This window comes from Acinetobacter minutum, assembly GCF_035916735.1.
GTDB lineage: Bacteria > Pseudomonadota > Gammaproteobacteria > Pseudomonadales > Moraxellaceae > Acinetobacter.
This window is the reverse complement of sequence record NZ_JAQIHG010000022.1, coordinates 23,605-42,882: the sequence shown is the minus strand read 5'-3', so window position 1 is coordinate 42,882 and position 19,278 is coordinate 23,605. Positions and strand designations below refer to the sequence as shown.

General features: G+C 44.4%; 20 protein-coding genes. 9 read left to right on the top strand and 11 right to left on the bottom strand.

The features are described 5' to 3' along the window. Positions 1–345 precede the first annotated feature (345 nt). The 3 genes from PAE54_RS09510 to PAE54_RS09500 are packed head-to-tail and all read right to left on the bottom strand — an operon-like array spanning position 346 to position 3,167. Positions 346–1,428, bottom strand: a complete 1,083-nt coding sequence (locus PAE54_RS09510) for a DUF6670 family protein (protein ID WP_326519261.1) — start codon at positions 1,426–1,428, stop codon at positions 346–348. 16 nt (positions 1,429–1,444) lie between these two features. Next, positions 1,445–2,260, bottom strand: coding sequence for a CDP-diacylglycerol--serine O-phosphatidyltransferase (gene pssA / locus PAE54_RS09505; protein ID WP_326519260.1), 816 nt, complete (start codon positions 2,258–2,260; stop codon positions 1,445–1,447). Between the two features lie 49 nt (positions 2,261–2,309). Next, positions 2,310–3,167 carry a 23S rRNA (adenine(2030)-N(6))-methyltransferase RlmJ gene (locus tag PAE54_RS09500; protein WP_326519259.1) on the bottom strand — a complete coding sequence of 286 codons (858 nt, stop codon included), beginning with the start codon at positions 3,165–3,167 and terminating at the stop codon, positions 2,310–2,312. Positions 3,168–3,291: 124 nt separating this feature from the next. Between PAE54_RS09500 and PAE54_RS09495 the strand changes: the two genes are divergently transcribed. Both PAE54_RS09495 and PAE54_RS09490 read left to right on the top strand, forming a co-directional pair. Further along, positions 3,292–3,894 (top strand): 2OG-Fe(II) oxygenase, encoded by a 603-nt coding sequence (locus PAE54_RS09495; protein WP_326519258.1) that lies wholly within the window; start codon positions 3,292–3,294, stop codon positions 3,892–3,894. A gap of 69 nt (positions 3,895–3,963) precedes the next feature. Further along, positions 3,964–4,491 (top strand): hypothetical protein, encoded by a 528-nt coding sequence (locus tag PAE54_RS09490; RefSeq protein WP_326519257.1) that lies wholly within the window; start codon positions 3,964–3,966, stop codon positions 4,489–4,491. Between the two features lie 35 nt (positions 4,492–4,526). On the opposite strand, the gene PAE54_RS09485 is transcribed toward PAE54_RS09490, so the two are convergent. The 4 genes from PAE54_RS09485 to PAE54_RS09470 form a co-directional block, all read right to left on the bottom strand. After that, complete coding sequence (locus PAE54_RS09485) at positions 4,527–4,775, bottom strand: DUF2789 family protein (protein WP_273778425.1); 249 nt, start codon at positions 4,773–4,775, stop codon at positions 4,527–4,529. Between the two features lie 174 nt (positions 4,776–4,949). Continuing rightward, the gene (locus PAE54_RS09480; protein ID WP_273778422.1) at positions 4,950–5,936 is read right to left on the bottom strand and encodes a malate dehydrogenase; all 987 of its coding nucleotides are present in this window, start codon (positions 5,934–5,936) and stop codon (positions 4,950–4,952) included. A 169-nt stretch (positions 5,937–6,105) separates the two neighbouring features. Then, entirely contained in the window at positions 6,106–6,762 is a 657-nt protein-coding gene (locus PAE54_RS09475) for a ribonuclease T2 family protein (protein ID WP_326519256.1), read from the bottom strand. 36 nt (positions 6,763–6,798) lie between these two features. Continuing rightward, positions 6,799–8,712, bottom strand: coding sequence for a lytic transglycosylase domain-containing protein (locus PAE54_RS09470; protein WP_326519262.1), 1,914 nt, complete (start codon positions 8,710–8,712; stop codon positions 6,799–6,801). Positions 8,713–9,031: 319 nt separating this feature from the next. Here PAE54_RS09470 and miaB point away from each other — a divergent pair, with 319 nt between their 5' ends. From miaB to ybeY, 3 genes are read left to right on the top strand one after another with little or no spacing between them, the layout of a single operon-like run. Beyond that, the gene (gene miaB / locus PAE54_RS09465) at positions 9,032–10,486 is read left to right on the top strand and encodes a tRNA (N6-isopentenyl adenosine(37)-C2)-methylthiotransferase MiaB (protein ID WP_326519255.1); all 1,455 of its coding nucleotides are present in this window, start codon (positions 9,032–9,034) and stop codon (positions 10,484–10,486) included. A 35-nt stretch (positions 10,487–10,521) separates the two neighbouring features. After that, on the top strand, positions 10,522–11,601 hold the full coding sequence (locus PAE54_RS09460; protein WP_273778419.1) for a PhoH family protein: 1,080 nt from the start codon (positions 10,522–10,524) through the stop codon (positions 11,599–11,601). 12 nt (positions 11,602–11,613) lie between these two features. Next, positions 11,614–12,099 carry an rRNA maturation RNase YbeY gene (gene ybeY / locus PAE54_RS09455; protein ID WP_326519254.1) on the top strand — a complete coding sequence of 162 codons (486 nt, stop codon included), beginning with the start codon at positions 11,614–11,616 and terminating at the stop codon, positions 12,097–12,099. Between the two features lie 54 nt (positions 12,100–12,153). Here ybeY and PAE54_RS09450 read toward each other — a convergent pair whose 3' ends face one another. Next, the gene (locus tag PAE54_RS09450) at positions 12,154–13,035 is read right to left on the bottom strand and encodes an energy transducer TonB (RefSeq protein ID WP_326519253.1); all 882 of its coding nucleotides are present in this window, start codon (positions 13,033–13,035) and stop codon (positions 12,154–12,156) included. Between the two features lie 235 nt (positions 13,036–13,270). On the opposite strand from PAE54_RS09450, the gene PAE54_RS09445 reads away from it, so the two are divergent. Both PAE54_RS09445 and PAE54_RS09440 read left to right on the top strand, forming a co-directional pair. Next, a complete protein-coding gene (locus PAE54_RS09445) occupies positions 13,271–13,945 on the top strand; it encodes a hypothetical protein (RefSeq protein WP_326519252.1) in 675 nt (224 codons plus the stop codon). Between the two features lie 126 nt (positions 13,946–14,071). Then, on the top strand, positions 14,072–14,785 hold the full coding sequence (locus PAE54_RS09440; RefSeq protein WP_326519251.1) for a DUF3108 domain-containing protein: 714 nt from the start codon (positions 14,072–14,074) through the stop codon (positions 14,783–14,785). Positions 14,786–14,874: 89 nt separating this feature from the next. Here the strand turns inward: PAE54_RS09440 and wrbA are convergent, their stop codons facing one another. Next, positions 14,875–15,468, bottom strand: a complete 594-nt coding sequence (gene wrbA / locus PAE54_RS09435; protein ID WP_326519250.1) for an NAD(P)H:quinone oxidoreductase — start codon at positions 15,466–15,468, stop codon at positions 14,875–14,877. Between the two features lie 111 nt (positions 15,469–15,579). On the opposite strand from wrbA, the gene PAE54_RS09430 reads away from it, so the two are divergent. Next, positions 15,580–16,824, top strand: coding sequence for a YihY family inner membrane protein (locus tag PAE54_RS09430; protein ID WP_326519249.1), 1,245 nt, complete (start codon positions 15,580–15,582; stop codon positions 16,822–16,824). 47 nt (positions 16,825–16,871) lie between these two features. On the opposite strand, the gene PAE54_RS09425 is transcribed toward PAE54_RS09430, so the two are convergent. Both PAE54_RS09425 and PAE54_RS09420 read right to left on the bottom strand, forming a co-directional pair. Next, positions 16,872–17,510 (bottom strand): fumarylacetoacetate hydrolase family protein, encoded by a 639-nt coding sequence (locus tag PAE54_RS09425; RefSeq protein WP_326519248.1) that lies wholly within the window; start codon positions 17,508–17,510, stop codon positions 16,872–16,874. Between the two features lie 8 nt (positions 17,511–17,518). After that, positions 17,519–18,016 carry a YcxB family protein gene (locus tag PAE54_RS09420; RefSeq protein ID WP_326519247.1) on the bottom strand — a complete coding sequence of 166 codons (498 nt, stop codon included), beginning with the start codon at positions 18,014–18,016 and terminating at the stop codon, positions 17,519–17,521. Positions 18,017–18,451: 435 nt separating this feature from the next. On the opposite strand from PAE54_RS09420, the gene PAE54_RS09415 reads away from it, so the two are divergent. After that, a complete protein-coding gene (locus PAE54_RS09415) occupies positions 18,452–19,183 on the top strand; it encodes a Fic family protein (protein WP_326519246.1) in 732 nt (243 codons plus the stop codon). Positions 19,184–19,278: the final 95 nt, after the last annotated feature.

Sequence of the window (19,278 nt, the reverse complement as noted above, 5' to 3'; positions counted from 1 at the left end):
TGGCTCATTAATCTTACTGACTAAAAATTCGCTCAAATAAACTTCGAGTAATTTCTACCAATTCAATCAATGATAATATATCGATCAATCAACCAGTAAAAATCCACACAAGTTGTTCTTCATAATCTCTTAATGATCTTCTCGATGCTTCGTCAGCATCAAGCTAGGTCGGCTATACTACTCTGTTTATCCAGAATGTCAACTCTTAAATTTAACTTATTTCCAATCGCTTGATTTTCAACAAGTTTTATTCAACAGCGCCGCCGATGGATTCGCATTATAGGCCATTCCTTCACAGACGCAAGAAGTTTTTGATAAAGAATCCACTAAGTGTATTTTATTTAGTCAGTCTTTTTTATTTTTTAAAAAGCAAGGCTCTGTATTTAATAACTTTTCTTGAAAAAAAGATTTTTGCTGGTTTTCCTGCCATTTTAATGGTCGGCAATCCACATATTCGCAATATCCGGATTCCCCGCTGTAGCGTTTACCATTCAATTCTGCATCAAAACGGAAACTTCCCACATATCCAGCCCCCAAACCAAATTTAAAATCACCGCGACTTTGTGCATGAATGGTGAGATAAGGTTTTTTATCTTGATAAATTCGCCAGTTAAATTCACGAGGTAAATACATGCGCTGGGCATTCGGTGTTTGCACCCAAGGATAGACGCGGTCTATTTTGAATTGAACATGCTGATCAAAAAATTGATGTTCACCATCCGCCTGTCGAATATAGCAACGGGAAATCACAACCTGATTAAATTGATCACGTACTTGCTGTAATACGATTTGCAAATCATCAGCGAAATGTAGAATCTGGCAGGTATAAAAACACAGAGGTAATGGAGGCATATGCACTGACCGTGCGTATTGCAATGCTCCCATCCCTTGAATGTGATAGGTCTGCCCTTGGTAACGGACTTGCCCCTGACAGTCACATAATACCGACCAGAATTCCATCAGGTTGAGACGTAATTTACTGAAATAGACAGGCTGATTATTGGCCCTTATCTGTAAATCAACCTGAAATTCTGTATCTAAACGCTGAAAACGAAATTGAGGAAACTGACCGGAAATTGTATCAGTCTGTGCAAAACGGAATTGATGATCTTCAAATTGACAATCACGACTGATCGAATAACGTTTGAGATGCCCAACCATATGAGGACTGGCACTGACTAACACGGTTGCGGTATCAAGTGAATCATTGAAAACCGCATCCGCATTCAACCAAATCGGAAGATTCGGCTGACCAAGCAAGGTAAAAAAATTCAGATAATATAACGGTGCAGGAAGCCCCGGAATGACGAGGCTTTGATGAACAATTTTATAACGCCCCTGTGGGGCATGATAAGCAAGTGGCTCTCGATGTTGAGCTTTGAGGTTTAGCTGCCGAGAGAGATCTAGAAAATTGGTGATCTTCAGCATACTTACCTCCTACCCGTTAACTTTTCCTGGCTAAGAAAGTTGTTACAAAACCAGACAAAGCATAAATGAGTGCCACAATCAGAATCCCGACAGGAATATTATAGGTGATTGCAGCAAAAATAAGCACAACCGGTAGCATCACCACAAAAGGAACCCGCTTACGATCAAGCTGCTTGAAAGAGTAATATTTGATATTAGAGACCATCAATAAACCGACTAGCACCATCACGACAGCATTCAACAACTTAATACCAAGAGATTGCAAATCAAATACGCCCGGATAATCCAATCCCACCCATACCAGTGAGATGACCATGATTGCCGCTAATGGACTGGCCACACCAATAAAATAGCGTTTATCCACCACACCGATCTGTACGTTAAACCGTGCTAAACGAAAAGCTGCGCAAGCCGTGTAGATAAAACAGCAAGCCAGACCAATGCGCCCGAGATCATTCAAACTCCAGCTATACATCAAAATTGCAGGCGCAACACCGAACGCGAGCAAATCGGACAAAGAGTCATATTGTTCGCCAAAGGCACTTTGCGCACCAATTGCACGTGCAACACGACCATCGAGACCGTCAAACAATGCAGCCAGAAAAATGGCATATATCGCTTGGGTAAACTCCCCATTCATGCTGGCAATAATCGAATAAAAACCTGAAAGCAGCGCAGCAGTGGTGATCAGATTCGGCCACAAGTAAATCCCACGGCGTCTCACGCGCTGTCCTTCACGCGTATGCTCTTCTTCAACCACCTCGAAGGTGATGCCATCAAAGGAATGCTCCTGGGTGGACTGCTCGCTTTCCGGCTTTGGTGTATTTGTCATTGTTTGTCCCAGCTTGACCTGTCACATAAATTATTTGAGTCTGAACGGGTTATTCACCCACCAACCAGCGCACTGCAGCGTGGCCACCATTTTCCTGCATACGTAAATGCGGGAATAACCATTGCAGTGCTTCATCTGCCTGTTCAGAGAATTGCCAAGGTGGATTGATCACCAGCAAACCGCAACCATTTAATCCCACTGGCGTATCATCCGGCCATACACAAATTTCACACACCAACTGGCGACGAATGCCCGTTTTCATCATTTTCTTTTCAAAGCGTTCAATCATTGCGCGGTCTTTAATTGGATACCATACCGCAAAAACACCCGTTGGCCATTTCTTGTACGCATTTTGCAACAATTCCACCAACTGGGGAAAATCTTTACGCTCTAGCTCATACGGTGGATCAATCATCACCAAACCACGTTTTTCTTTTGGTGGAATGACACCCAGTAAACCTTCGTAAGCATCACGCTCATGCAACCCCGCACGCTTATCACGAATATTCTGGCGCAGTTGCTGAAATACATCGCGTTGCATTTCAAAAACTGTCGCCTTATCAATATTGCGCATTCCTTGTAATGCAAACCACGGCGATCCCGGATAAGCTCCCTGACCGTCCTGAGCACGCATCTGTTCAACCAATTTTAGATATTGGCGCACACCTTCCGGTGCCTGACGTTTGACAGAGTCTTCTAGCTTAACCAAACGATGAATCCCGTTCAGGAATTCACCCGATTTCTGGGCTGGCGCCAGTGACAGATCATACTTACCGGCACCACCATGTGTATCGATATAACGATATGGTTTGTCTTTGGCATTTAAGCGTGCCAATAATTGCAGCAGCAACACATGCTTCATGACGTCGGCAAAGTTGCCGGCATGGAAATGGTGACGGTAATTCATCTTTATATGGGTTCCTTAAATCGGCAGATATTTTAGCATGAAAAAAAGTTTCTTTACTGATGATCACCTGATCTAAAATACTGTTCTGTTTCAATTACACATTTTCAGACTCAATCGAGGCGTCATGACCGCATTTTCTATCCCGTCACATTGGAATATCGATCAGGTTTTGCAGGACATCGATCAACATGGGTTTGCCGTCATTGACCAAGCCTATTCTGAACAGTATGGACAAGCCTTACTTGATGAATGTAACGCTAACCTGGCACGTTTTCGCGAAGCTGCCATCCAGAATGGTGTGGTCAGCAATATCCGCAGCGATCATATTCTATGGATTCAAGAAGATCTCCCTCTCGCACAACAGCATATTCAGGCTTTACATAGTTTCGCCCAAGAACTGAATCGTGCCTTTTTTACCGGAATCCGAGAAGTTGAGGCACATTTTGCCTGTTACCATGCCGGAGAATTCTACGCACTGCATCGTGATAACCCGCAACAGAAAAATGACCGGATGATCTCGGCTGTTTATTATTTACATCCCGAATGGCAACCCGATTGGGGTGGTGAACTGCGTTTACAAGATAAACATGGCGAATGGCATATTCTACGGCCCGAACCCAACCGCCTTGCTGTTTTCCAAAGTGATCTGCTTCACGAGGTCTTGGTCGCCAAACAACAACGCCTTTCTATCACCGCCTGGTTACGTAGTGGCCATACACTCTGGTAAAAACACTCACGGCTTTAAATTCCGAGGATCATCCTCATATAGAACAGATCAATTCAGAGGTTTTGCTTCATGGCGGAAAATGCACAACATATCATCGCGCGTATTGGCGAGACAGATCAACTGTACTTGAGCCAGAACACTCCTGAACTTTCTCTGGAACGCGGAGATTTACGTCTGCAGCTGGTGGTACTGAGCAATATGCGTCAGGAACAAATCCATTTTCTGCAGGAAGCGATTGTCATTCTGGAGCAGGCACGGATTGAATATGAAGAAATACCTTTAGCACTCTATCTGAGCCTGTCTTTACATTTAGCCAAAGCCTATATGCTGTATTTTGAACTGAACCGTGAAAACCGTTTTGCTTTAATCACGCAACAGATTCTGAAACCACTTGCACATCATGAAGAAGGGAATATTTATTTCTTCTTGGCTTATGCCTCAGCTGCTCAAAAAGAACATGCGCTGACACGTCATTGGCTCAAAAAATACACCAAAACCGCAGAGTTTGATCCACAACTTTTACAAGTACATCCAGCTTTTGATCCGCTGCGTACAGCAAGCTGGTTCCAGCAAATGATTGCTCAAACACTTCACTGAATTTACAATCATCTATCAAGGCAAAACCTGAAGTCTTAGACTTCAGGCATGCTGTCTTCATGGAGTTGTTCATTCAGCTGGTCAATAATGACAATCCATTCATCATCTTCTTTCCAGTGACTTTGCAAAAAATCGCGCTGTCCGGCATTCCAAAATTCGGCACAATGCAGTTTGACCTCTGCCGGTAACTGATGTTCTTGAATAAATTTTTCAATGGAAGCTTCGTCAGAGGGAAGGCCGAGCTGTTCAAATAATAATTCGAAAGTAGGTTGTTGTTCTAACATAACGCTCTCCTGTTATTTTCAGTATTTTCTGTTGATTAAATCAAACTCGCGTATTTGTTTTCAATTTACCGCGACTCTCGCATCCAGTCTTGTTATTTTTTGTTTTGCCCGATAAATACCATAAAAAAAGCACCCCAAGTGGAGTGCTCTTTCAATCTAATCTAAAAGATTAAATTATTTAACCATGTCAGCGATTGCTGCACGTTCTTCTTCTAGCTCGTTCAGCGTGAAGTTGATACGCTCACGGCTGAATTCGTCGATTTCAAGACCTTGAACGATCTTGTATTCGCCATTTTCGCAAGTTACAGGGAAACCGAACATTACACCTTCAGGGATACCATAAGAACCGTCAGAAGGAATACCCATTGTTACCCATTCGCCGTTTGTGCCAAGCGCCCAGTCACGCATATGGTCAATTGCAGCGTTTGCAGCGGAAGCAGCAGAAGAAAGACCACGTGCTTCAATGATCGCAGCACCACGTTTACCAACTGTAGGAAGGAATACGTCTTTGTTCCATGCTGCATCGTTGATTTTGTCTTTCAAGCTTTCGCCGTTTACATTGGCAAAACGGTAGTCAGCATACATTGTTGGAGAGTGGTTACCCCAAACAGTCATGTTTTTGATGTCAGAAACCGCAACACCCGCTTTTTGAGCAAGTTGAGTCAACGCACGGTTGTGGTCAAGACGTAACATTGCTGTGAAGTTTTTCGCTGGAAGATCTGGAGCAGATTTCATTGCGATGTAAGCATTGGTGTTCGCAGGGTTACCTACAACAAGAACTTTAACGTCACGGCTCGCTACTTCGTTAAGCGCTTGACCTTGACCGATGAAGATTTCACCGTTTACTTTTAATAGGTCAGCACGTTCCATACCAGGACCACGTGGACGTGAACCAACCAATAACGCGTAGTCAGCATCTTTAAATGCAACTTTCGGATCATCAGTACCGATCATGCCTGCCAATAATGGGAAAGCACAGTCATCAAGTTCCATCATTACGCCTTTAAGCGCAGCTTGAGCTTTCTCAAAAGGAACTTCTAACAATTGCAAAATAACTGGCTGGTCTTTACCTAGCATTTCACCGCTGGCAATACGGAATAGTAGGCTGTAACCAATTTGACCAGCAGCGCCAGTAACGGCAACGCGAACAGGTTGCTTCATGTAATTATCTCCAATTGAGGATAGTCAATGCGATTAAATAGCTGTTCTATTTAACCTAATAATCATAAACGCGAAAGATTGTACTCCAAAGCTTGACTGCCTGCACCCAAAAGCACATGTATTTCAACAAAAGTCTGATAGAAAATATAAATGAAAATTGGAAAAAGGCTTAATAAATACCTTTAATCAGGAAGCTGGCCGGACAGCTGGAAGTCAGCTGAGTTGAGCATTGTTTATACTGACCACCAACTGTATAGCAAACCTGAATATTGGTGAGTACAGCATTCCCCCCGCTAGATTGGCAATTAAAACGTAACGCCCCGGCGGGTAAACCTGAATTCAAACGTAAAAATTGTTGTTTTAAGCGTGTAGCAGACATACTTCGCGTCTCAGCACTGCTTAATTCTGCTGGAACTTTTAAACGCTCAGCCAGATTGATGATGGTACGGAAATATTGGCTTGCATTCATCGGAATACATCCACCAATACTACGCCATAACTGAACCCGGGCGTTTTCATCCGGCATTACCCGTGCAACAACTTTAGCCTGTAAGGGTGACAAATTTGCGGATGAACGGGTCGCACAGTCTTTTTCGGAAGTTTCAGGCAACAAACCTGTAATAGTAAGAGAATAACCCTCCAGACACTTGCGCTGTTTTTTACGTGCGGGATCCAAAGCACAAACTGCAGGCGTCATTTGCACCTGCATCACATAGCCTTGCAATGGTGCAGCCTGCACATTCGAACCCAAGCATAATGCCAGTCCACTCCCCACAAGAGAACCGAGAAAAATCAAGCTAGTCTGCGTGGTGCTTTTATTTTTCATCTCAACCCAAGACATCAATCGCAACCGTGACAATAATTATGGCGTCATCCGCATCGGAATCACCTGCATGCGCTGACCGATAGATTGTGCTCCCTGCCCCAACAAAATGCCGTAATGCGTAGCGTTGGTCATCACGTGCTTGACATAGTCCCGTGTCTCGAGCAAAGGAATGGTTTCCGTATATTGATCTGCAGAAAGTGGTTGCACTTCTGATTGCCAACGGCGTGCGCGGTTCGGTCCTGCATTATAACCAGCTGTCGCTAGTACGGGATTGGCATTCAGCTGATTATGAATCATCGACAGATAGAAAGTGCCATAACGGATATTGGTATTCAGGTCACTTAAGGCCGCAGGTGTGTAGGTTTCGCCCATTTGCCGTGCAACCAGCTTTGCAGTGTCAGGCATAATTTGCATTAAGCCACCGGCGCCCACATGAGATCGGGCACTGGTCACAAAGCGGCTTTCCTGACGCATCAAGCCGTAAGCCCAAGCAGGATCTAGGTTGGTATTGCGGCTATGGTTCACTACAGTATCGCGGTGTGGCATCAAATAACGATAGTTATAACTGGGTTTGTTGACAGTACGATCCGCTGCATAAATGGCCCGGTCGTACCATCCCATGTCCGTTGCCTGTTTTGCTGCAGCTAACAATAAGCCATCATCATGCTTGAGATAAGCCTGGCGTACCGCCCAGTTCCACTCCCGGTTAATATAACTATCTGGTGCATTGATGCTGCGCAAAGTGAAGGCACGGTTAAAATGAATATCTTGTGCTAAGCGCTGCAGATCACGCCGACTCGGCTGGTCATCGGTAGGAATACTGTTATAGCGCTGACCGATTTTGTCTTTAGCCAACAGGTTATGGTAATCATCTCCCTGAGCCAGGCGCTGATAAATCTCTTGCGCAACACGTTTTGCATTCGCATCTCCACGTTGTTCGGATGCTCGGGCCAACCAGTATTGCCAACGGTCTTCCTGCCGCTGATTTACACTCATCGCATTAATGGCACGAATCAGGCCTTCCCAAGCACTAAAACGGATGGCTTGACGTGCATAGATTTCCGCCTCTTCAGGACTAAAGACCAAACCATAGCTGGCATCAAAGGCATTTAACACGGCACGGTTAAAATTATTTTTCATGACCGTAGTTCCCCCGATATAGGCGACCGTACGGTATAAATATTTCTGGATTTCAACTGGCGTATCCTGGGCAGCACGCGGAACAGCAGCCAAGGCCGTATTCAGGTCACTGTCTGCCAGACGACCTAACGCAAAAATCAGATAAGCATAGTCCTCTGCGGTCTTTTTACTGGCTGACCAGAGATAATTCTGTGGGTCGAGCTGGATCTGGTTGAATTGTGCCAGTGAGAGGTTCATTCCAATGGTTTGTGCTGTTGCAATCGCCTGACCACTCTGTCCAGCACGCAGTTGTCCCCAAAGACGTTGTTGTCGATCCTGAGCCGTGAGTAATGGACTCGATAGCATCATACGTCCGAGACCGGTACAGGATTCCGGTTGGCTATCGGTCTTTAGCCAGATATCTTTGTATTCAGCAAAAACCAAGGCATCACCTGATTTGGCACGGACCTGTGCCACTGCACAGCTTTCCGCCTGGTCTGGATTGGTGACATAGCTCAAGACTGGCTGTGCACTAGTAAAATCCGCTTGTTTAACTTTTTCTTCTACATAGTCAGCAGCCAGTTTTTCAGCCATGGCAGATTGCGGGTAGCGCTGGGCAAAAGAAACAATATTTGTAGCAGGCTGGAAGGCAAGGTTACTGTTCAGTTTCCAGTATTCGGGATAATAGCCCAATACATCATTTTGCATTGCGAGCTGATACTCATCCAGCAGAGCCAGATCAGCATTACTGGCTGCACGTAAAGCATCGTTAAACTGTTGTTCAGCCGCGTGAGCGGTTTGACCGGCGATGACTAAAGTACAGACAGCCATCAGCACCGGGTGATTAACCTTCTTCGTACGAAGGAATAAATCACTGATTTTATTGAACCTCATGCCGCCCTCTGCCTGCTACCTATCCACCCTTGATGGATATTTTAGTTATTCCAAAACAACAGTATTGTTGTCTTATGTAACCTTATGACTAAAAGGGATTAATTTTCAAATATTTTTTATTAAAAAATCAACATGCTAAGCCGGACAGATTTTTATAAGTTTAACGCTAAATGCTGCTAAAATAGCGCTCTCATTTTTTGATCCCTCCCATGGACGTGTCTCGGCATTGCCATGTTTATCCGTTTTAGGAGCCTACATGACGGTTCAAACCTTCATCCCCACTGCTGCCAACGCTGCCTCAGAAAACACTGTCCACCAGCCTGCGCACACTTCTTCTCAAGGCACAGTCAAAAAACTGTACATTGAGACGCAAGGGTGTCAGATGAATGAGTATGACAGTCACCGTATGGCGGATCTGCTTGGCGACTCTCATGGTTATGTATTAACCACGGATCCAAGTGATGCCGATATTCTGCTGATGAACACCTGTTCCATTCGTGAGAAAGCACAGGAAAAAGTATTCAGCGAACTCGGTCGCTGGCGCAAACTGAAAGAAAAAAATCCGGAGCTGATTATTGGCGTCGGTGGTTGCGTGGCCTCACAAGAAGGCGACAATATCCAGAAACGCGCGCCTTATGTCGATATGGTTTTTGGCCCACAAACCCTGCACCGTTTACCACAGATGCTGGATCAACACCAAGAGCAGGTTGAATTACCGAAAAAAGAAAAAATCAAACTCGTTGATATTTCCTTCCCGGATATTGAAAAATTTGACTTTCTGCCAGAACCTCGTGTCGAAGGTTATAAGGCCTTTGTTTCAATTATGGAAGGCTGTTCCAAATATTGTTCATTCTGTGTTGTACCTTATACACGGGGTGAAGAGGTCTCACGTCCACTTGATGATGTTCTCGCAGAGATCGCAACCTTGGCTGAAAAAGGCGTACGTGAAGTCAGCCTGTTAGGTCAAAACGTCAATGGCTATCGTGGTGAAACCTTTGAAGGCAGCATTTGCACCTTCCCTGAATTGTTACGTTTAGTTGCAGAAATTCCGGGTATCGGTCGAATTCGCTACACCACCTCGCACCCGCTCGAATTCTCTGATGAGCTGATCCAGTGCTACCGTGACTTGCCACAGATGGTGTCACATCTGCACTTACCTGTACAAAGCGGCTCGAATGCCGTGTTACAGGCAATGAAGCGCAACCATACCATTGATGTGTATATCGACAAGATTGCTAAACTGCGTCAAGTACGCCCAGATATGCATTTATCAAGTGATTTCATTATCGGTTTCCCGGGTGAAACGGATGAGCACTTTGCTGAAACCTTACAGTTTATTAGAGACTTGGATTTTGACCACTCTTATAGCTTCGTCTACTCAAAGCGTCCTGGCACCCCTGCTGCAGAATTACCAGATGACACGCCAGAAGAAGTGAAAAAAGAACGTTTGGCTCAAGTTCAGCAGGTCATCAAGCAATCCAGCATTGATAAAACAGATGCCATGCTCGGCACCATCCAGCGTGTCCTCGTCGAGAACGTTTCAGAAAAAGATCCGAATTTGCTCGTCGGCACTGCAGACAACACCCGTTTAGTAACTTTTATTGGGGACGCTGCTTGGATTGGACGTTTTGCCGAGATCGAGATTACCGAAATTAAAACGCTAAATTTAGTTTACGGAGAACTCTTGAATCTAGAGCCAGACGTGGCGTAATGTAAGGCGACAAGCTAACTTCATAAGGATTTCTCTTGACTGCAGCGATTCGACGTACAGTAACTTTTACCGGGATTTCGATGGATCGTTTACAAAGCATGTTGGGTGCTTATAACGGCCATCTGAAACAGATCGAACAGCGTTTAAATGTTCAGATTACCCAACGTGGAGACGCCTTTTTTATCGATGGCGATATTGATGCAGTAGAACGTGCCGAAGCCTTGTTGCATCGGCTGTTCGAGGAATCCGAACCTCCTCGACAAATCACAGCCGATCAGTTGCACCTCATGATTCAGGGCAGTCAGACTGAACGCGAACTGTTGGACGATCCAGATCAGGAACATACTGGTCTGGATAATGTCTGGCTGCAGACCCGTAAAGGACGGATTAACCCGCGTGGTGCCAACCAGAAACGTTATGTCCAGCGTATCCTGCAAAGCGATATTTCCTTTGGTATTGGTCCGGCAGGAACAGGGAAAACCTATCTGGCCGTTGCCGCAGCCGTCGATATGCTGGAGCGTAATGAAATTCAGCGCATTCTATTGGTTCGTCCTGCTGTCGAAGCCGGTGAAAAACTTGGCTTCCTGCCGGGTGACCTGACCCAGAAGATCGACCCTTATCTGCGTCCGCTGTATGATGCGCTGTATGAGATGCTCGGCTTTGAAAAAGTCGCCAAAATGATTGAACGCCAAATCATTGAAGTTGCTCCTCTTGCCTATATGCGTGGTCGTACCTTGAACCACTCTTTTGTGATTCTGGATGAAGCACAAAATACCACGCCCGAACAGATGAAAATGTTCCTCACCCGTTTAGGCTTTGGTTCACGTGCTGTCATTACCGGGGATATTACCCAGGTCGACTTGCCGCGTGGCCAGCAATCTGGTTTGGCACACGCCTTACGCGTATTGGAGCCGATCAAGGAAATTCACATTACCCGCTTCCACTCGCGTGATGTCGTACGTCACCAGTTAGTGCAGAAAATTGTCGAGGCCTATGAAGGCTGGGATAGTGAACAGCAGCGTTTAAGTGCTGAAGCACGTGCCGAACGTAAGGCCCGTCAAGAAGCCTTAATGGCTGAACATAATGCTGCTGCAGACCAGCAGCATAACGAATAAAAAGGTGTATTTTTGAAACTGAGTCTGTCTTTACAGCAGGACTTTAAAAGTCCTGCTCTGGAAGTAAAACGTGGTGCCCTGAAAAAAGTCCTGGAAACCACCTTGCGTCATGTACACATGGACAGTGATTGTGAAATGGGCATTGCCTGTGTTGATCTTGCTGAAAGCCAGCAGCTCAACCAGCAATACCGTGAAAAAGACAAACCAACCAACGTCTTATCTTTCCCTAGTGAAGTTCCGGAGGAAGTGCTTCCTATGCTGGAAGCTTTACCGCTCGGTGACCTGGTGATCTGCATCCCGGTTGTTCTGCGTGAAGCAGAGGAACAGGCGAAAAAGCCGCTCGATCATTTCACCCATATGCTGGTGCATGGTACCTTGCATTTACTCGGTTATGATCATGAAAGTTCAGAAGCCGATGCTGAAGAAATGGAAGCGTTAGAAATCGAGATTATGGCCAAATTAGGCTTCAGTAATCCCTATACTGAACGCGATGAATAAACATCAAAAAAGCGAGCCTGGAGCTCGCTTTTTTATGATCAAGAAAAGAATGAATTAATGAACTTCAAATTCTGCTTCTGCAGGATCAAAACGCCAGGTCCGGATAATTCTCAGCTCGGAAATCTCGCGCATGTTGGCATCAAAACGTCCAAAAGGTGCACCCTTACGCACAGAAGCTTTTGCTGCTTCATCCAGAATAGGATGACCTGAACTTTCCAGCAGAGTGATCGCACGGATTCCACCTTGTGAATTGAGAGCCACCATCAAACGGACTTCACCAGATAAGCGCTGCTGTTTGGCTTGTTCCGGATAATAGCGGTTGCCATACAACTCCACCTTTTGTCGAAACTTGTCGAGATAGGCCGCTGAAGCATCCTGTTTCGCCTGAATACCATCGACGGTTTTAATTTTTTGCTGTCGACTAAAATTCTGCTGTCGTTGTAAATACTGCGCTTCCAAACTCGCCACCATGGCTGCTTTCGCCTGGAACTGACTTTGTAACTCTTCGAGGGCTTTTTTACGCTGCTTTTCTTCGGCCTGTTTTTGCCAGCTCAACACTGTCATGAGCACTTTTTCCTCGAATTTAAGCTCACGTTGTTGCTGCATTGATTCTAAAGTTTCGTTAGGCTGCTCACCATTGGTCTGATCCTGCATTGGCACAGGCATATCACTCGACATGCGATGAACTTCTTGAAATTTTCCCGCGCCCTGCTGATCCGCTTGGGCAAGGAAATCGGCCTCCTGAACTGTATCCGCACTTGGACGCAACGTGATCGCAATATCCTTGCTCGCCGCCTCTGACGGTTCAGGCATTGCAAATTGAATGGCCAAGATCAGGGCATGCAAAATCACAGCAAATGTCACGGCACCGACAAATATGGGGTCTTTCCACCAAAATGCAGTGAAACTGGATTTAAACAATGCTTTTTTTACCATGGCATTCTGCTGACAAAAAATGTCCATCCCCAAATTGCGAAAACAGTATAATAAAAAATATATGCCCTCTCTGAATAGCATTGTATTTCGGCAGTTTCTCTACGGCATCAAAGAATCCACAGCAAAATGTGATGTCATGCACAATCCATCCGGAAGAATACTTGATTTTTTTTTTGCATTCGCCAAGATGGGCACTCATATTTAAATCGATCTGTTTTCCTGGAAGCTCCTGTATATGCAAACGCTGATTTCCAATTTCTCTAAACGTCTTCGCCAAGTGTATCAACGGGCGGAAGAATTTATTGAAGAGGAGCGCGAGTTTGCTTTATCGCAAGTCTTCCTGAATGCCACCTTTAAGCGCTACGTCACGGATAACGTCAGAATTTTACAAGACTTACATGCAGATTTGCATGAAGACTGGTTAAGACTGTATGCAACGCTTGAAGTCAAAGGTCTACATACCACACTGTCCGTAGACTTAAAGCTGATCCAAATGGAACTCAACCAACGTGTCCAACTGGTCGTCTTTGAACAGATCAGTGAAACTCAAGTTGTGGAAGCACGCTTTAAAAACTGGTTCCAGAAAATAGGTTTTTATGCAGCGATTTCCTTTTATCAGAAAATCTTAAAAGAAGATCCCTTGGGGAAAATTCTGGAAAAATACCAGATCGTACGGGTTCAGGATGAGTTGTTATATCTGGATTTGAATCGCTGGATGGGAAAAAGCCGCTCTGTGATCGAAACCTTAGGCAAGGTACATATTAACCATGCCCGATTACGCGAAACAGAGTTAGTTATTCTGGGAAATGTAAATCTGGCTGCCCTCCTCAACAAAATGAGTAATATGGCTTCTGACACGGATTCCTTTGATCTCCGAGATAGTCAAGTGTCTCCGATTCAGCAAAAATAAAAGACTTGCGTGGCTCTACAGGATTTATACAGTTTTCACATGATTATGTGGATTTCTCCATGCTTTAAAGCACAGCCACGCGTTACAATTATTTCAAACATTTCTTTACTTAGGACTGATCCACTAATGGCGATTTCACTTGTTAAAAACATGCGTCTGGTGTTGGGATTTACGACTACTGTCTTGTTAACCAGCATGACGGGCCACGCACTCGCCATGAGTCCATTCCAGGCCAGTTATCAGTTTTCTTATAATGGTAAAAACCTGGGTTCCGCCACGCGTACGCTCAGCAAAAGTGGCAATCAGTGGAATTATGTTTTTAGTGCCAGAGCGGGGGGGCTTGCCTCAGCGACTGAAAGCAGCCGTTTTAGCTTTAACAATGGCAAGATCATTTCCAACGACTTCAAACGCAGCAGCAAGGTGTTGATTCATAACAATACCTTGACAATTGATTTCGACCCAGCCAGAAAAATCATCAGTACACGCAAAGATGACAAGGCACGAAGTTTCAGCTGGACATCAGGGGTACTCGATGAATTGAACGCTGAGCTGCAAATTCGTGAAGATCTTAAAGCTTCAGGTCTAAAATCAGCTTATCCAATTGCAGATGCCAAAGAAGTTGAAGCACGCCGTTTTATTAAACAAGGGAATGAAACGGTGAAAACCAGTTATGGTACTTTTGAAACAGTGAAAGTCAAAATTCAACACAAGAAACCAGAACGCAATACGATCTTCTGGCTTGCACCTAAACTCGACTACTTACCAGTAAAAGTCAGCCATCAGGATGGTAACAGCTCTTATGGCTTACTCTTGACAGGCTACAAAGGCGCAACCCAATAAACTGACGTAACAAACTTCTGTCTTTCGACACATCTCAAATGTCTTGGAATATTAATCAAAGAGCACCTTAAGGTGCTCTTTGGTTGTTTCTAGCTGGACAGTTTTTTCACTAACTCACCCAAGCGCTTGCCTTGTGCTTCACAAAGAGCTTTTTCATCCTGACTCAGGCTAAGCTCATGACGTGGCCCGCTGACGTGACTAGCCCCATACGGCGTTCCCCCACTTTGCGTATTTGATAGCGCTGGATGGGCATTCGGTAAACCCATGATAAACATGCCGTGATGGAACAAAGGCGGTAACATACTAAACAAAGTCATTTCCTGACCACCATGCATAGCCCCAGAGGACGTAAAAACGCAGGCCGGTTTATTATGCAGTGCACCATTCAGCCAGAGGCTAGTCGTCTGATCCCAGAAATATTTCATTTCTGCCGCCATATTGCCGAAGCGTGTTGGTGAACCGAGCGCCAAACCTGCACAATTGGCTAGATCATCCAAAGTACAATAAATATCCCCTTGCTCTGGGATACTTGGTTCTGCTTCCTTGATTGAAGGGAAAACATGAGGCACTGTACGGATTTTTACCGAGACACCCGCCGCCTCCACGCCATTTGCGATGAGATGCGCCATTTCCCGGGTAGAACCATATTTGCTGTAGTACAGCACAAGGACATATGCTTGCATATTATTTAAAAAATTTGGTTAAAAAGAAAAACTATACGGTATTTCTCTTACTTTTTGGCTAAGCTAATAATAAATCACCGCAAGAACATCAAAAAATTGAGATCCGTGCCGATGATGCATTTATTAAAGAAACTGCCTTTTTATCAAGAAACCTGGTTTCAGTTTGTGGTCTTTGTTATTCGTCGTTTTGAAGCAGATCGCTGCCGGGAACAGGCAGGCTCTTTAACCTACACCACGTTGTTTGCTGTAGTGCCGATGCTCACGGTATTCTTGGTGATCATTTCTTCAATTAAGGCCTTAGAACCGGCACGGCAACAATTACAACAATTAATCTATAGCCATTTCCTACCCAAAAGTACCATCGCCTTTGATAAGGCACTGAATGCATTTACAGAAAAATCCAGCAATTTGACCGCCATCGGGGTGCTGTTTCTGTTTATCACGACGGTACTGATGCTGATCAGTGTAGAAGGTGCTTTTAATCGCATCTGGCGGGTCAAAGAAACCCGCGGTGGGATTATGGGTTTCATGCGTTACTGGACCATTATTTCCTTAGGACCGATTGTCTTAGGAAGTGCCTTTGCGCTTTCCTCTACCGTCGCTTCCATGAATATCCTGAGCAATAATTTTGCAGGTTATGAAGTGGATGGAGCATTTATCTTATGGATCATTTCATTTGCTCTCACGGTCATCGGTTTTTTTATTCTGTACTGGACCATTCCTAACCGCAGTGTCCCGATCTCAGCCGCAGCAGTTGCAGGTCTATTCAGTGCTGTGGTATTTGAGCTGTTAAAGAATCTGTTTAGCTGGGTCATGGCCAATTTTACCAGCTATGAAATTGTCTATGGTGCCTTTGCTGCCGTGCCGATTTTCCTGCTCTGGATTTATCTGTCGTGGAATATCGTCCTGCTCGGCGTCGAAATCAGCTATGCACTCACGGCCTTTCATACCAGCAAAGAAAGATTACGACATCCAGTGCTCATGCTGTTGGATATTTTGGAACTGTTCTATCGCAAACAGCAGATCGGTGCGAGTGTCAGTGATGAAGAAGCCCTAAATATTCTGGGTCGCGGTGAGATGGGGCACTGGCCCACTTATGTGCTGATGCTGGAACAGCAAAATCTGATCAAGCGTACCGATAATGACGAATATGTTTTGGTTCGCAATCTGGCTCAGGTCGATTTCTGGAGTTTTTATAGTGCCCTGCCGTATCCGCTGCCTTTACGCAAGGATATCGGCAATTTGCATACGGATGACAGATGGATCTGCCGGATCGGCCCGGCTCTGATCGAAACAGATGATTATCTGGCAGCAAAGCTGTCTATTCCACTCGCACGTATTTTTGAACAAAAATAATTTCGAGCCTAGGACCAGCGGGTGATCCTAGGTCATACGATAAAAAATTATTTTACAAAGGTCGTCCAGACAAAATCCTGCGTTGTGCCATTCAAGGTCATGGTCAACTGATCGCCTGAATGCAATGCTGCAACACCAGCAGGTGTGCCAGTCATAATCACATCGCCCGGCTGTAGAGAGAAACTCTGACTAATTTCTGCAATCAAAGCACCAATCTCAAAAATCAGTAAGGCTGTATTACCTTTTTGACGGATTTCGTCATTGACCTGTAACTGATAACTTACTGCTTTCCAGTCCTGGATTTCGCTTACCTCCACCCAGCTTCCGAGCAAACATGAGCCATCAAAAGCTTTGGCACGCTCCCAAGGCTGGCCTTTGGCTTTTAATTCATTTTGTAGATCACGCAAGGTTAAATCCAGCCCCAAAGTCACCGCACCCACCGCCTGCAAGGCTTGAGATGGATCTGTTTCTGCTTTTAATGGCTGATCTATACGCAAGCACAACTCACTCTCATAATGGCAATCCCCGAGAGCCCGATTCCATGCGATTCCCTGTTCCAGACTCACCAAGCTACTCGGTGGCTTGATAAAAAGAACTGGACGGTCAGGAACAGCATTACCCAACTCTTTGGCATGATCCGCATAACTGCGACCAACACAGACAATCTTTGATGGAATGCTCATCACAATCTTCCTTATTTTTTAAAGGTGTTTTCAAATAAACTCTTGTCGGCTGCATTGGCAAAAGCACGCTTTGGCACAATCACCACCATACGGTTATTAAACTCGATCATATAAGTCAAGTCGCTGCTAGCAAAATGGCGAACGGCGCTATAAGCAAATACCTGTTTGCGTCCATTGACGTAGAGTTCAACATGATCCTGGAACAGTTCAATCCCCTGTTCACTTTTCCCGAGCTGATATTTGACAAACTGGCGCTTGAAGACCATCGGTAAAAACCAGTAGCGCATCACTGCCTGTAAAACCAGAAAGAATGCCCCGAGCGCAACATAATAACGCCCGACTCCAGCGAATCCCAAATAAATACCCCACAGCATAATCCCGATGCTGATCAGCGGGGTCATAAAACGGGTGAATTGTTTTTTACCAAAGGCTGCTAGCGCAAAACCATCTTGTGATTCTTCCAGATTGAGCTGATAACGTAGCGCCAAGGCAGGTTGTTGATCTGTCATAACGAAAATTCGGTTGGTCGTATAATCGCCGCTATTAGAGCATATTCAGATAGTCTTGAAAAATAATAGACGGATTTATTTCAAGAGGGGTAAAGGGAGAAGATTGGGGAAATTTCAGGCACAAAAAAACCGCTATAAAGCGGTTTCTTATTCAAGTTGGTGCGCTCAGCGCGCACCAGAAACCATCAGTAGACTATTGATAGTATTTAACTTTTTATACTTAAAGATTTTATTTACCGTATTAAATACCGTAAAAACTTTAATCAGATGTATGACATCAAATGCCTTATGATTTTATTGCCCACATACATGATTTAGATCTATCTCATTATTCTATCATATTCAATTTCTTATTTATGATATGTTATATCATTACGTTTTTAGATGCTCCGTTTTTCATATATCATTAATTAATTAAGATTCAGGGTTCAGGGCATGTTTGAAAGTATTGATGATTTAAAGAAAAAATTAGATCAGCATCGTCCTCTTCCTCCTGCAATTGTAAAAAATTTACAAGAAGATCTTATTGTCCGTTGGACATATCACTCGAATGCAATTGAAGGCAATACACTTACATTGCTTGAAACAAAAGTTGTTTTAGAAGGCATAACCGTTGGTGGCAAAGCCTTACGCGAACACTTCGAAGCAATCAATCATAGAAATGCGATTTATTATGTTGAAGATATTATTCGAAAAGAAGAACCATTCTCTGAATGGCAGATTCGAAATATACATCAACTCATTTTAAAAAATATCGATGATGACAATGCTGGCCACTATCGCCAGCAAAACGTATTGATTTCAGGTGCTACATTTACCCAACCTGATTACACATTACTAAATGACAAGATGACTCAATTAGTAGACTGGTATAATAGTGAAGCACATAAGCTGCATCCAATTGAACGTGCAGCCAAAGTACATGCTGATTTTGTGGGTATTCATCCGTTCATTGATGGCAATGGACGTACATCACGTCTTTTGATGAATCTTGAATTATTAAAAGCTGGCTATCCGCCTTGTGTGATTACAGTCGAAAATCGTTTGGCTTATTATGAAGCTCTTGATCAGTGGATGGCTTATGGCAAAACTGAAGCTTTTATTCAGTTGATTGCCGAAGCTGTACTAGAGGGATTTAAACCATATCAGGTAGTTTTAGGGCTTTAACTCTTTGCGATACGAATTTTTAACTTATACTTTTACTTACAATTCTTTAGTTCATCATTTAACTTTTCCTGCCTTCCATTATGGAGAGGCAGGAC

Excerpts from the sequence above, each read along its gene's own strand:
- PAE54_RS09510 (WP_326519261.1), bottom strand. The coding sequence starts at position 1,428 with ATGCTGAAGATCACCAATTTTCTAGATCTCTCTCGGCAGCTAAACCTC.
- PAE54_RS09495 (WP_326519258.1), top strand. The coding sequence starts at position 3,292 with ATGACCGCATTTTCTATCCCGTCACATTGGAATATCGATCAGGTTTTG.
- miaB (WP_326519255.1), top strand. The coding sequence starts at position 9,032 with ATGACGGTTCAAACCTTCATCCCCACTGCTGCCAACGCTGCCTCAGAA.
- PAE54_RS09485 (WP_273778425.1), bottom strand. The coding sequence starts at position 4,775 with ATGTTAGAACAACAACCTACTTTCGAATTATTATTTGAACAGCTCGGC.
- PAE54_RS09490 (WP_326519257.1), top strand. The coding sequence starts at position 3,964 with ATGGCGGAAAATGCACAACATATCATCGCGCGTATTGGCGAGACAGAT.
- PAE54_RS09415 (WP_326519246.1), top strand. The coding sequence starts at position 18,452 with ATGTTTGAAAGTATTGATGATTTAAAGAAAAAATTAGATCAGCATCGT.
- PAE54_RS09420 (WP_326519247.1), bottom strand. The coding sequence starts at position 18,016 with ATGACAGATCAACAACCTGCCTTGGCGCTACGTTATCAGCTCAATCTG.
- PAE54_RS09450 (WP_326519253.1), bottom strand. The coding sequence starts at position 13,035 with ATGGTAAAAAAAGCATTGTTTAAATCCAGTTTCACTGCATTTTGGTGG.
- pssA (WP_326519260.1), bottom strand. The coding sequence starts at position 2,260 with ATGACAAATACACCAAAGCCGGAAAGCGAGCAGTCCACCCAGGAGCAT.
- PAE54_RS09500 (WP_326519259.1), bottom strand. The coding sequence starts at position 3,167 with ATGAATTACCGTCACCATTTCCATGCCGGCAACTTTGCCGACGTCATG.
- PAE54_RS09480 (WP_273778422.1), bottom strand. The coding sequence starts at position 5,936 with ATGAAGCAACCTGTTCGCGTTGCCGTTACTGGCGCTGCTGGTCAAATT.
- wrbA (WP_326519250.1), bottom strand. The coding sequence starts at position 15,468 with ATGCAAGCATATGTCCTTGTGCTGTACTACAGCAAATATGGTTCTACC.
- PAE54_RS09475 (WP_326519256.1), bottom strand. The coding sequence starts at position 6,762 with ATGAAAAATAAAAGCACCACGCAGACTAGCTTGATTTTTCTCGGTTCT.
- PAE54_RS09440 (WP_326519251.1), top strand. The coding sequence starts at position 14,072 with ATGGCGATTTCACTTGTTAAAAACATGCGTCTGGTGTTGGGATTTACG.
- PAE54_RS09470 (WP_326519262.1), bottom strand. The coding sequence starts at position 8,712 with ATGGCTGTCTGTACTTTAGTCATCGCCGGTCAAACCGCTCACGCGGCT.
- PAE54_RS09445 (WP_326519252.1), top strand. The coding sequence starts at position 13,271 with ATGCAAACGCTGATTTCCAATTTCTCTAAACGTCTTCGCCAAGTGTAT.
- PAE54_RS09430 (WP_326519249.1), top strand. The coding sequence starts at position 15,580 with ATGATGCATTTATTAAAGAAACTGCCTTTTTATCAAGAAACCTGGTTT.